The organism is Lyngbya sp. CCY1209 (assembly GCF_035615495.1).
Classification (GTDB): Bacteria; Cyanobacteriota; Cyanobacteriia; order Cyanobacteriales; family Microcoleaceae; genus Limnospira.
Window position 1 is genome coordinate 1 of record NZ_JAJENU010000707.1, and the last position, 362, is coordinate 362.

The 362-nt window shown below is 50.6% G+C and carries 1 protein-coding gene; it reads left to right on the forward strand.

The annotated features are described in order from the left end of the window. On the forward strand, positions 1-362 hold a 362-nt coding region (locus LKE08_RS29150; RefSeq protein WP_324707805.1), incomplete at both ends, for a CHAT domain-containing protein.

Below are 362 nucleotides of genomic sequence, written 5' to 3' on the forward strand. Positions count from 1 at the left end.
TTTTCTCTGATTGACGAAGGGGGAAATTGGCAAAACGGCTATTTGCGGTTGAACGATATTTTCAACTTGAATTTGCCGGCCGAATTGGTGGTGTTGAGCGCCTGTCAGACAGCTTTGGGGCGGGATTTGAAAGGGGAAGGAATGGTGGGGATTACCCGGGGTTTCATGTACGCCGGTTCGCCGAGGTTGGTGGCTTCTCTGTGGTTCGTAGACGATCTGGGAACGTCGGTTTTGATGTCGAAGTTTTACCAAAAGATACTGTCCGAAAATTTGTCGCCCGTCGAGGCGATGCGATCGGCGCAGTTGGAAATGTTGGCGAGTTCGGAGTACAATTCCCCCTATTATTGGGCGGGATTTACCTT